At 36.4% G+C, this 13,022-nt stretch carries 8 protein-coding genes; 2 read left to right on the forward strand and 6 right to left on the reverse strand.

Features of this window, described 5'->3' with window-relative positions:
- Positions 1 to 23 precede the first annotated feature (23 nt).
- The 4 genes from DBR39_RS07745 to DBR39_RS07760 all read right to left on the reverse strand — a co-directional run bounded on the left by DBR39_RS07745 (position 24) and on the right by DBR39_RS07760 (position 6,329).
- Complete coding sequence (locus DBR39_RS07745) at positions 24 to 3,212, reverse strand: efflux RND transporter permease subunit (RefSeq protein WP_124531950.1); 3,189 nt, start codon at positions 3,210 to 3,212, stop codon at positions 24 to 26.
- A gap of 7 nt (positions 3,213 to 3,219) precedes the next feature.
- A complete protein-coding gene (locus DBR39_RS07750) occupies positions 3,220 to 4,281 on the reverse strand; it encodes an efflux RND transporter periplasmic adaptor subunit (RefSeq protein WP_124531952.1) in 1,062 nt (353 codons plus the stop codon).
- Between the two features lie 9 nt (positions 4,282 to 4,290).
- Positions 4,291 to 5,643 (reverse strand): TolC family protein, encoded by a 1,353-nt coding sequence (locus DBR39_RS07755; RefSeq protein WP_124531954.1) that lies wholly within the window; start codon positions 5,641 to 5,643, stop codon positions 4,291 to 4,293.
- A 92-nt stretch (positions 5,644 to 5,735) separates the two neighbouring features.
- A complete protein-coding gene (locus DBR39_RS07760) occupies positions 5,736 to 6,329 on the reverse strand; it encodes a TetR/AcrR family transcriptional regulator (protein WP_124531956.1) in 594 nt (197 codons plus the stop codon).
- Between the two features lie 178 nt (positions 6,330 to 6,507).
- Between DBR39_RS07760 and DBR39_RS07765 the strand changes: the two genes are divergently transcribed.
- Positions 6,508 to 10,533 carry a T9SS type B sorting domain-containing protein gene (locus DBR39_RS07765; RefSeq protein WP_124531958.1) on the forward strand — a complete coding sequence of 1,342 codons (4,026 nt, stop codon included), beginning with the start codon at positions 6,508 to 6,510 and terminating at the stop codon, positions 10,531 to 10,533.
- Positions 10,534 to 10,570: 37 nt separating this feature from the next.
- Here DBR39_RS07765 and DBR39_RS07770 read toward each other — a convergent pair whose 3' ends face one another.
- Positions 10,571 to 11,395: a S1 RNA-binding domain-containing protein gene (locus DBR39_RS07770; protein WP_109738564.1), complete on the reverse strand. Its 825-nt coding sequence runs from the start codon at positions 11,393 to 11,395 to the stop codon at positions 10,571 to 10,573.
- 137 nt (positions 11,396 to 11,532) lie between these two features.
- On the opposite strand from DBR39_RS07770, the gene DBR39_RS07775 reads away from it, so the two are divergent.
- Positions 11,533 to 11,979 (forward strand): hypothetical protein, encoded by a 447-nt coding sequence (locus tag DBR39_RS07775; RefSeq protein WP_124531960.1) that lies wholly within the window; start codon positions 11,533 to 11,535, stop codon positions 11,977 to 11,979.
- Between the two features lie 76 nt (positions 11,980 to 12,055).
- Here DBR39_RS07775 and DBR39_RS07780 read toward each other — a convergent pair whose 3' ends face one another.
- On the reverse strand, positions 12,056 to 12,922 hold the full coding sequence (locus DBR39_RS07780) for a DUF4476 domain-containing protein (RefSeq protein ID WP_124531962.1): 867 nt from the start codon (positions 12,920 to 12,922) through the stop codon (positions 12,056 to 12,058).
- Positions 12,923 to 13,022: the final 100 nt, after the last annotated feature.

The following is a 13,022-nucleotide window of genomic DNA, read 5'->3' on the forward strand; positions in this document are numbered from 1 at the left end:
GGTTAATTAAAGGTTGTTATATTTTAGTCTACGTGTTTCGGTGTGTAACCGTCTTCACTTAGTTCTTTGTGTTCATATTCAGCCTTCATTTCAGCTTCATAATCCACTTTTTCATGTCTGCCCATTCTTCTTAAGATAGAGTCAAATAATGAATAAACTACCGGTACAATAATTAGAGTCAGGAATAAAGATGATGTCAAACCACCGATAATTACCCAAGCTAATCCATTGTTCATTTCTGCTCCGGCACCTTTTGCAATTGCAATCGGGATCATACCGAAGATCATCGCAATAGTGGTCATAAGGATCGGACGAAGACGTGCGTGGTTTGCCTGAATCAAAGCATCATGCGTACTTGCACCGGCTTCTTTTCTCATATTCGCAAAGTCGACAATCATAATGGCGTTCTTCGCGACCAAACCAATCAACATGATCATCCCCAGCATCGTAAATATGTTTAATGAATTTCCGGTGATGGCAAGAATAACCATTACCCCGATCAATGCCAGAGGGATGGAAAATAATACCACGAACGGATAAACAAATGAGTCATATAATGAAACCATTACCAAATAAACCAATACAATAGCAGCCATCAATGCAATCCCTAAAGTACCGAAACCTTCGGTCTGGTTTTCCATATCACCACTCCAGATGTAGCTTACTCCTGCCGGTTTGGTCTTTTCGTTGTTCATAAATTGAGCAGCCCATTCATTGGCAACATCCCCTACAGGACGACCTACTACTTTAGATTTTACCTTTACAGAAGGTGCTTTATCTCTACGTTCCAACAAACTTGGTCCAGAACCCATTTTTACTTCTGCAAACTGGCTCAATCTTACCTGTTCTCCTTTAGGATTGGTAAACATAAGATTTCTTACATCTTCAATAGACTGTCTGTTTGCATCTCCAAAACGGATATTAATATCATATTCATATTCTCCAGCTCTGAATTTTCCGTCTGTATTTCCGTTAAATGCAGTCTGCATTGTTTGTCCTACACTAGAAAGATTTAAGCCTAAAGAAGCCATTTTATCTCTGTCAATATTCACCTGTACTTCAGGGCTTCCGGCGTCAGTTGATAATTCGGCATCTACAGAACCAGGAACTTTTTTAAGTAACTCTAGAATTCTGTTCGCCTCTTTATTTGCTGTTTCATTATCCTGAGCGGTCACTACCATTTCAATAGGTGCATTATCTGCTCCCATTAATCCAATCGGTGCCGTTTTAAATTCAACTCCTGTGAATTTTTCTTCTAAAGCTCTCTTGATTCTTGCAGACTTGATATCTGTACTTTCGTTACGTTCAGATTTATCTACCAAAATCACCTGAATCTCTGACTGATACAATGTAGCCTGTGCCCCACCAAAACCTGATGACTGCTGACCAACTGTCGTGATCATATCTACAACATCTTTGTCTTCTCTCAGATATTTTTCAACGGCAAGAGTAACCTGGTTGGTTTTTTCTACAGAAGCATCTTTTGGTAATTCCATCTGAACAAGGAACTGTCCTCTATCCATTTTAGGGAAGAATTCACCTCCGATAAATCCAAATGCAACCAACATAAATGAAGAGATCAAAATAATAAATGTTATAATAACCGTCATTACTCTTCTTAATGTCGTTTTCAAACACCATTCCAGAATTCCTGTAATCCAGTGTGTGAATTTCTCCAATTGCTTTTCGAACCAAAGAATAAACTTTTCAAAAGGGTTTTTACCTGAAAGGTGTACCAATTTACCATATCTTGAAGATAACCAAGGAATAATCGTAAATGAGGCCAATAATGAAAACATTGTCGCAATAACTACGGTAACACAGAACTGTGCCAGGATATCAGCAACCAATCCTGAACTCATTGCAATCGGTAAGAATACCACCACAATTACCAAAGTAATCGCCGTTACGGTAAATCCGATTTCCGAAGCTCCATCATATGCCGCACGAATTCTGCTTTTCCCCATCTCCATGTGACGATAAACGTTCTCCAAAACTACAATCGCATCATCCACAAGAATACCAACAACTAATGAAAGTCCCAGTAAACTCATCAGGTTTAAGGTATATCCCATCAGATACATTCCAATTACCGTTGCAATCAATGACATCGGAATAGAAACCATTACGATAAATGCGTTTCTGATGTTATGAAGGAACAATAACATTACTACTGCTACCAGGATAATCGCTAAGAATAAATCAAAAATTACATGGTCTGCAGCTTCAAGCGTAAAGTCTGTTGTATCATCTACAATATTTATTTTAATCGCCTGAGTTTTATAATTGGTCTGAACATCAGCGATTGTTTTCTTAATTAATTCTGAAACTGAAACCGCATTGGCATCAGATTGTTTTTTAACCTGAAGTAAAATCGTTGAATTCTGGTTATATCTTGCCACTTTCTCTACATCTTTCTGTGTATCGAAAACGGTTGCAATATCAGATAAACGAACCTGAGCCCCATTTTTATTGGAAACGACAAGGTTATTCATCTCCGCAACATTTTTATACTTTCCAGAAAGTCTGATCGTAGATCTTGAAGTCCTCGTTTTTAAAGCTCCCGTCGGGAAATCCAGATTGGAAGAAAGAATTGCCTGCTGTACATCTGCGATGGCAAGACCGTATCCCTGCATTTTCTTTTCATCCAAACTTACCTGAATTTCTCTTTCCTGGCCCCCTACAAGGTCTACCTGAGCAACACCGTTTACACGGGAAAAAATAGGCTCTATTTTTTTATCTAAAAGGTCATAAAGATCCTTATTATTCAGTTTATCACTGGAAATACTCAAAGTCATAATCGGAAGATCATCCAATGAGAACTTTTGCAAAGAAGGAGGATCTGCATCGTCAGGAAGATCTGCCAAAATAGCATTTACTTTTCTCTGTGCATCATTCAAAGCATAGTTTACATCGGCACCTGTATTCAGCTGCACCATGATAACTGATAAACTTTCGTAAGATGAAGATTCTACTTTTTTCACGTTTTCCAAGGAACCTACAGCATCTTCAATTTTTCGGGTTACCGAAGTTTCCACCTCAGCAGGCGAAGCTCCCGGATATACCGTAGAAATGGTTACCATATTGGTTTCAAACTTTGGAATCAACTCATACCCCATCATGGAGTAACTTAATAAACCACCCAGCGTAAGTATCGTAAATAATACGATAACCAGCGATGGCCTTTTAATGGATATTTCTGCTAACTTCATCTTCTGCTTACTTTACGATATTGATTTTCGAACCATTATCAAGGTTAATCTGTCCGCTGGTAACTACCTGCTCGCCTCCATTCAGTCCGCTTAAGATCTGAACTTTGTCGCCATATACTTTTCCGGTCTGAACCTTAATTAATTTAGCAGTACCATTGTTTACAATAAATAACTGACCTGAACTTACTCCGTTTACAAAAGCTTGTGCAGGAACAGTCAACATATTTTGGGTTTCAGCACCGTGATTGGTTTTAAATGTAGCCGTTGCATACATCCCTGCTTTTAGATTTCCTCTATTCTGAACCTCAATTTCAACCGGGAAATTTAAAGTAGCATCACTTTTAGGAGCAATGAATGTAATTCTACCACTGAAAGAATCTTCGGGTAAGACATTCACATTAATTGGAACTTCCTGACCAAGTGCAATTCTGCCAATCTGGCTTTCGTCTACCAATACAGAAAGTTTAAGGCTGTTGATATTAACGATTTCAAACATGGAAGTTCCTATAGAAACTACTGTTCCCGGCTCAACCATTTTTTTATTGATTGTACCACTGATTCCTGCACGGATACTTGTATCATTTACTCTTACTCCCTGAGCTTTAACAGCAGCCTGCATGTTTTTCAGCTGCAATCTTGAGTTATCAACCTGCTGTTTTGTAACTCCTCCTGTTTTGTATGCGTTTTCATAACGTTGGTTGTCAATGATTGCATTCTGTAAGTTGTTTTGAGCCTGACTAACATCAACTTCGATAGCATCTCTTTTTATAGTTGCTAAGACCTGACCTGCTGATACTCTTGAACCTTCTTTAACCAAAACATTTACAATACGTCCTGCGATTTCAGAAGACTGGTTCATTTCCTGTTTTGGAAGAAAAGTTCCGTTAGCTGAGTAGTCTGTATCAATATTTTCTCTTGTAACGGTTACAATATTAACATTGATTTTATCTACCTGCTTGGCAACCTCTTTTACTTCCTTAGTCTGCTTTTCTTTGTTACCGGCAATCTTATAAGCGGCTAAACCTACAAGTACAGCTGCTACGATGATATATATTAAAGTTTTTTTCATTTTAGTTTATTATAAGTTTTGTAGTGTGTTTAGTTCACCCTTAGCTTTTATCAGCTTGATCTCTGCCTGTTTGTAATCTAGCAATGAATTGGAATAGTTCTGTTTTGCCTGTGTCAGAGCATTTTCAGAATCCAGTACTTCTGTAAGAGTTGCTAAACCATATTGATAGTTTGCCTGAGTGTTCTTCTGAACTCTTTCTGCCAATCCTACATTATCTTTCATGCTTTCGATATTAATCAATGCATTTTCCATATTGGTGATTGCATTTTTATAATCTAAGCTTAAGCTCAACTGAGTGTTTTCAATATCAACATCAAGATCCTGAATATCGATTTCTGCCTGATTGATCTTTGCTTTTGTAGCTCCTCCCGTGAAAATAGGAATATTTACATTCAAACCAATTGCTGAATAATCGCTCCAAAGAACTCCCTTACTAAGACCACTTGTCAACGGGAATTTTGCTCCGTTTGCTCCCCATCCGTAGTTCGCAGTAAGATTTACTGATGGATAAAGATAAGCTTCGGTTGCTTTTTTATTGAAAACCAAAAGCTCTCTGTTTTTATTTAAAACTTTGATCTCTGTACGATCATTAAGATTTACGTTGCTTGCAATCAGCTCAGGCTTTGGCTGGATCTCTTTTTCTTCAAGCTCGATGTCTGTAGCAATAGGAATTCCCATATAAAACTTCAGCGCATTTTTTGAAAGCTCAACAGAGTTGATTAAAGTCTGCTTATTGGAACCAATATTCGTAAGCTGAACATTTGTTCTGTCTAAATCGATTGATTTTGCCAAACCGTTATCAACTAGACTTTTAATAACATTTCTAACTTTTTCAGTGTTGGCATAGCTGGCGGTTACCGTTTTAAGATTTTCCTCCTGTACAAACACCTGATAATAAGCTGTTGCTACATTTTCAATAATCTGTTCATTGGTTAATTGAGCATTCAGTACATAAAACTCTCTTGTTGATTTGGCTGCTTTAAGTCCTGTAAATACTCTTTGATCAAAAATCGCCTGCTGAAGTTGTACAGAAGCTGTAGAACCCCATGGCTGACCAAACTGGGCCCTGATTTTCTCTCCTCCAAATTCCAACAAAGATTCCTGAATAATCGGGTTATAGGTTAAGCCCGCCGTCGCAGTGATCTGTGGAAGAGCACCGGCTCTGGCCTCATCAATCTTATATTCGGCTTTTCTTACCTGTAAAGCAGCTTTTTTGGCTTCTGCTTTATTCTGAAGCGCCTGTTTAATTGCTTCCTGCAGGGAAACCTGCTGCTGGGCAGACACCAATGAAGAGCCGAAAATCATAAATGCTGAAGCTATACCAATCTTTAGCTTTGTAGCAGTTATACGTTTTCTATTCATAATTTTATACTTCGTTTATTTTTTATTTAATTTTCGTTCAGTCATTATTTATTTCTAAATGACGAATCATTGTGAGAAATACTTTAGTTTTTTTAGTTTTTGAACAACATATTGATAATAATCTGTTTTCGCTCAGAAATTATCTTATCATATTCTTCATCATTAATTAACAAATTCTCCATAAATAATGGTCTTATGGCACTTGGGAACACCAATAACGACACCATATTCAGAATAAACTGAACCGGAGCCATTTTCTCAATATTTCCCAATTCCATTTCTTTTTCGATATCACTATACATCTCGTTTAGGATATCTTCTTCAATTTCTCTGTGATGGCAGGTCCCTTTATTGATCTGTGATACGATATACGTTTCCAGATATGGATACTGAAGACTTGTAGAAAGACTACTTTCTATAAATTGGCCGATCTTTTCTTTAAAAGGCAGATCAGAATTCTGAATGATCTTCGATTTTTCCTGCTCTACTCTCTGCGCATCGTCAAAGATGATCTGGATAAGCTTATCTCTTGAACGGAAATAGTAATTAATAAGGGTTCGGTTCACCCCTGCTTCATCTGCAATCTCCTGCGTAGTAGCATCAAATTTTCCTTTCACAAAGAACAAATTCTTCGCTGTCTCTTTGATCAATTCCTGTGTTTGGTCTTTTTTTGCTTGATTTGACATTTTTGTTAAACAAATTTGTGCAAATTTATATTAAATTTTATTTTTGACAAAATTGTTAAACAAAAAAATTAAACACTCATGTTATGATATGCGTCATATTTTTGAATTTAAGATTGTGATTACTTAATGTCTATCGAGAAGGCTATTTTTATATCTTTGCCGCAAAATTAATAACCTGATGAAGAAAATTCTTTCGCTGTTCGCGATTTTGAGCGCAGTACTTCTATTTTCACAAAAAAAAATTTCTGAAGATAACTCCTATTGTTTTTATGAAAATAAAGGTCAGATTATAGATCAGGATGGAAAAGAAAATAGTGATGTAAAATATCTTTTTCTTTCTAATGGCCTGAATGTACAGCTGAGATCTAACGGCTTTTCTTATGATGTATATCAGGTAGAAAGTATAACAGACCCCAAAAATGACAAGATTAAAAAGTCATATAACCAACAGAAAGAGAATGTTAAATACAAATATCACAGGATAGATATAGACCTTATCGGTTCTAATTCTAACTCAGAAATAATTCCTGAAGAAAGATCCCCTGATTATGATCATTTTTACAATGTCCCTGGCAAACCCAATGGAATCTTAAATGTTTATCGCTTTAAAAAGGTCACTTATAAAAATATTTACAATAATATTGATCTTGTTTTTTTTAAGCCAAAAGATACCTTGAAGCCTATGGAATACAATTTTATTATAAAACCTGGAGGAAAAGTTTCAGATATTAAAATGCAATTCAAGGGTGTTAAGACCTCATTAAAAGATAAAAAAATTGTAATGAACCTCCGTTTTGGAGATATGCATGAAAATATTCCTCTTTCATGGCTCGTAGAAGGAAATTCTAAGAAAGAAACACAAATTAGTTATCGACAGATTGGTGAAGACACCTATGGTTTTATTGGAAAACAGGACACTTTTACTAAAACTTTGGTTATTGATCCTGTACCAACTCCTTTATGGATTAAAAATCATCCTAACTGGGTATGGCAATCTAATACCTATTACAGAGTATTGGCCAATTCCAATCAGGAAGTTTATACTGGATTTACTACTATTGCAAGATATAATATTGCTACTAGTACTTATACAATAATGGACTCTAACTCTCAGAACTATGGTTATATCTGTAAATTTGATCCGGCAGGAAATAAAATATGGGGTGTATTTTTAGGAAATCATCAATTCAATTATGGAGGGGATGAAACCAATCTTCTGAAGGATATTGCCATTAATAATAACAATGAAATATATGCTATTGGCCAGGCAAGAGATTCTCAGGGAGGTATAAACAATATAACCACTCCCGGTGCCCATAAAGAACATACAAATTACCAGGGGCAATGGATGGGATATGACATTGATTCTTTCATCATGAAATTTAATGATAATGGTATAAGAATATGGGGAACCTATTTCGGAGGAGATCAATTTGACACAGCAAATTCTATTGTATTAGATTCAAACCAGAACTTAATTATCGGGGGCCTTTCCACCGGAAACAATGGGATTGTAACAGCTAATGGAAATATTCAAAATAATCCTAATATTTATAATGGGGTTTCTTTTATCGCAAAGTTTTCTCCGAATGGTCAACAAATGTATGGCTCCTATTTTTTTTTAAAAGAGTCGGGAATTAAAAAAATTGACAGAGACAGTAATAATAATATTTATTTGGCCGGCGATGTTTATCAGGGGTATAATATTACCGGAAATGGAACAGCAGGTACTCATCAGCAAACTTTGATCGGAGAAGGCAATACATTTCTAGCCAAGCTAGACAGTAATTTTCAATTTTTGTGGGGAACTTATTATGGAGGTAGAAACGCGTATGGTATTCAGCACAATTATAATGAAGGGAGAACAATAGTAAGAGATTTAAAAGTTGACAAAGATAACAATGTAGTTTTATTAGGAAATACGAATGCTAATGAAAGAATATCAACTCCAGGAACACATCAGCCAATACGTACATCTAATCTTGGTGATGATATCTTTTTAACAAAATTCAATCCTGCAGGAAATCAAATTTGGGGAACTTATTTCGGAGCAACAACAAGCAATGCTGTAAATGATGATCAGGCCTTCGGACTTTCCGTAGATGACAATAATAGTCTTATATTTTCAGGGCAGACATCAAACGCAGTTCAGATAGCAACTCCAAATGGTTATATGCCTGATAATAATAATGGTTATCGTTCAGGTTTTTTTACTAAATTTAATCCGGCAGGTAATCAGGTTTGGGGAACTTATTTTTATTCATCCGTTCATTCCATCTATGCAAAAAGTAATAATATATATACCTTAGGAGGAACCCAAGTTAATAATAATTTCGCTAAATTTTATGATTGTGCTGCAGGAATATCTGTCACATCAAACTCTCCGGTTTGTACCAATTCAACTGTTCAGCTTAACGCTACAGGAGGAACAACCTATCACTGGACGGGTCCAAATGGTTTCACTTCTAACCAGCAAAACCCAACCATCCCTAATGCAACAATAGCTCATGCGGGCACCTATACATGTCAGGTTTCAGGATCGGGAGCCTGCGACGGTACTTTTACAGTAAACGTTGTTGTGGGTGACAATATCGCTCCGGTTCCGAATATTGCTACTCTAGCAGATATTACAGGAGACTGTCATACAGCAATTACGACTGCTCCTACTGCTACGGATAACTGTGCAGGAATAGTTACTGCAACAACAACAGATCCTTTATCTTATTCAATCCCCGGAAACTATATTATTCATTGGACTTATAATGATGGGAATGGAAATACAGCCACTCAGAATCAGAATGTAATTGTAACATCTCCCGCTCTTCCAACAAGTACAAACGTTCAACAAACTTTCTGCGCTACCAGCAACCCAAAAGTTTCTGACCTCCAGATCACCGGGCAGAATATAAAATGGTATGATGCTGCAGGAAATATTTTACCAGCGACTACTTCTCTTGTCAATGGGCAAACATATTATGCCTCTCAGACTATTAATGGTTGTGAAAGTAATAAAACAGCTATTCAGGTCACAGTAAACAGTACCCCTAAACCAACAGCCAATGCAAACCAGGATTTTTGTGCTTCTGCCAATCCTACTTTGGATAAGCTGGTTGTAACTGGAAACTCACTGACATTTTATAATGCAGCCGGAGCTGTAATACCTATGACAACTCCTCTTGTAAATGGGCAAACATATTATGTAACTCAGACATTAAACAACTGTGAATCTGAGAAACTGGCTATAACCGTGACTCTATCTACAGATAATGTTCCCGCTAAAGACTTTACACAGGTACAGTGTAATACTACTACAGCCACTTCAATGGTAGTCAACCTTCATTCGTATGAAGCGGGTATTATTAATAATCCCGGCGGTTATATTTTTACCTATACGGATACGGCAGGAAATCCTATTGCCAATCCTTCAGCGTATGTGTTAAATGTAGGAACAACCCTTCTCCACGTTAAAGTAGCAACTCCGGACGGATGTTTTAAAGTTGTGAGACTCAATCTTACCCTTAATCCAAAACCTTTTGTTCAGCTTCCTAATCAACTTGATTTCTGTGAAGGAAAATCGGTCATTCTGGATGCAGGACCTGGATTCAAATCTTATGAATGGAATACCGGAGCAACCACCCAAACCATTACCGTATCTACTCCGGGAACTTATACCGTGAAAGTAACCAATGTTTTCGGGTGTGAAAGTACCAGTTCTACTCAGGTAAGCTATTCTGTTTTAGCCCATATTGTTTCTGTGAATATTACAAATAATACAGCAACTGTTATTCTTTCTCAGAGTGGAAACTACGAATTCTCTTTAAATAATTTCACATGGCAGGATTCTAATATTTTCACCAATTTAAATATGGGAGAATATACCGTGTATGTAAGAACAAAATCCGGATGTATTATCGGAAAGAAAAACTTCTCAATATTCAATATTCCTAATGCAATCAGCCCTAACGGCGACGGAATTAATGATACATGGAGAATAGCCGGACTGGAAAACTATCCTGGAACAGAAGTTTATTTATATGACAGAAAAGGAGCTATACTCTATAAAGAAGTCATTAAAAAGAAACCTTTCCAATGGGACGGAAAATATGAATCTCAACCCATCTCTACAGGAAATTACTGGTATACTATAAAAGTTTCTGACGGAAGAATCTACAACGGATGGCTTCTGATCAAAAACAGAGAGTAACAAAAAAACGAGCAGAAATTTCTGCTCGTTTTTTATTTTATAATAATTTGATCTTATCTTCCAAAATATCGATCACCTTATCTCTATATAGTCCGCCGATCGCCTTTTTGAAGTTTTTCTTACTCATCTGAAGTTCAGCCTGAATATCTTCAGGAGAAGATTTATCTGAAACATACAGAAGTCCATAATTTTCTTCCAGTTTGTTCAGGATTTTCTGTTTGAACTCGTCAATATTTTCAAACCCTTCCGGCTGTAAGGAAATATCTATTTTTCCGTCCTCACGTATTGTTTTGATATACCCGCTTTCTTCCGATAAAGGATACAATTTTTTGAAAACATCTGAAGCATATATCAAACCAATATATTGTTTATTGATGATAACGTTCCAGCCCAGCTCACTTTCATTCATCATGATCAGGTCTACTTTATCTCCTTTTTTGAACTCAAGATCGTCATACTGTGGATTTCTCTTGAATTTTGTAGTTCCTGTGATCAGCTCCATATCTTCATCTACATAAAGATAAACCAGATACCTTTTTCCTTCTATAATTTTAGTTTTCTGCTGTTTGTAAGGGATAAATAAATCTTTAATGATTCCCCAATCCATAAATGCTCCGCTCGGAAGACTTTGTACGCAGCTCATTACTGCAAATTCTCCTACTTCCGCCAATGGAATTTCAGTAGTTGCCTTCAATTTATCGTCATCCTGATACACAAAAACTTCAACCTCCTCGCCTATTTCTTTTTCATTCTGAATGAAAATTTTAGGCAGAAAAGCTCTTTCACCGGATTCGTCCGCGAGGAACCATCCTGAATTAATTTTTTCTGAAATTGTTAAAGTTTGAGTTTTTCCGAGTTGCATTGATGATAAAATTAGCTGACAAAGGTACGGAAATTTGAAGATGCCAACCTAGTCAATACGATTATAATCTTTTGAAGATCCTTTTTAATCTTTCATAAAGGCTGTAAAACCTGTACATTTGAATAAAAAAACAAAACATGAAAAAATATTTTATTCTACTCCTTCTCCTCTCTGCTGTCTTTTCAAAAGCCCAATTATTGGAGAAAACAGCAATTAACCTTTCGTACCGGTATACCGGAAGAAATGTTTTGCAGGCAGGATTAGAATATAGATTTGGTGAAACCTATGATGGATCTATTATTTTGGGACCTTCCTTACTTTACACCCGTGTCAATCAGACGGACAAATTCATTCCGGAGGTGAATATTAATTTTATCCGCGCCGGACTGTTGTTTGGAATATCAGGTAATCCGTATTCATTGGAGCCAAGGATAGGATTTTCGATATTTAATGCAATATTTCTCAATACAGGATACGGTTTCCCTATTCATAAAGAAAAGTATTTTAATGGAGTGACTTTTGGAATACAATTCAACATTACACCGAAACATTCTAAGTTTTACGACAAAATGAAACTTATGTAAAAAAATAAGTTTGGGCTGAAGCCAAATGGTATGTCTATAAAAATTAAAACGGGCTAAAGCTCGTTCCTATTCAATACTATAATTTAGAAATATAATCCATCAGTTCTCGTTTGCTGCTTTCAAAATCAAAGGCATCATAGACCATAAAATAGTTGTTTTTATCAACACAGCTGCGGTACATTGATTTTGCTAATGCCAGCTTTTTATCATCAAAACTGATTGCTTTTACAAGATCCCTGACCTGTGCGGAAGTAAACATAGAAGTCCGCATCTGCTGATTGATCATGGCAACTTTCCCATCGTCAAACTTCTCATTCCTCATCATCATATCAAAAAACTGACGGAAAGAATTATGATCCATTACATTTCCCTGATGAGACCAGTCTCCTGACTGATTTCCGTACGGATTATTCCATACATCATTCCAGTCATTAAAACCATACTGCCCCTGAACAGGATAAGAATCCAAAAGATACAAACCTTCATTGGTAAAGAAATCGAGTACCATTCTACTGTTATTGCGAAGCATCAAAGTGGTTCTGTAGATCAGAAAACCATTTTCATAGATTGAGACAGGCATTCTTCCTGAAGATAAATCAAAGAATCTGTATTTTCCGGAGCCGTTTGCCATCATCTGATCACCAACCTCAACTGTAAAAAAGCCCTGTTCAGGAATTCTCAGAAAAACTTCAGCATAACCGTAATTTCTGTTCCATTGATAATTAGGGGTTTTTATTCTGTTTTCATTTCTATTTCTCTGAGGAATTGGAGTATTTCCTGATCTCGACTGATCAAAAGTTCTATTTTTTTCATCCGGGCTTTTAGAAGCTTTTATTTCTGTGGCAGAAGCTTCATTCTTTAATAATTCTCCTGCTTTTCCTGCTTCCTGGGCAAATGAGCTGATCCCTGCCAAAAGCATCCAACTGATAAAAATCTTTTTCATCTATGAAATTTTCAAAATTTATTTCCATTTTCATGCCATAAATGGCGCAAAAAAGGCTGTTTCAAAAGAAACAGCCTTTTTATTTTTAAATATTTAAATG

This window comes from Chryseobacterium sp. KBW03 (assembly GCF_003852415.1).
GTDB classification, from domain to species: Bacteria; Bacteroidota; Bacteroidia; order Flavobacteriales; family Weeksellaceae; genus Chryseobacterium; species Chryseobacterium viscerum.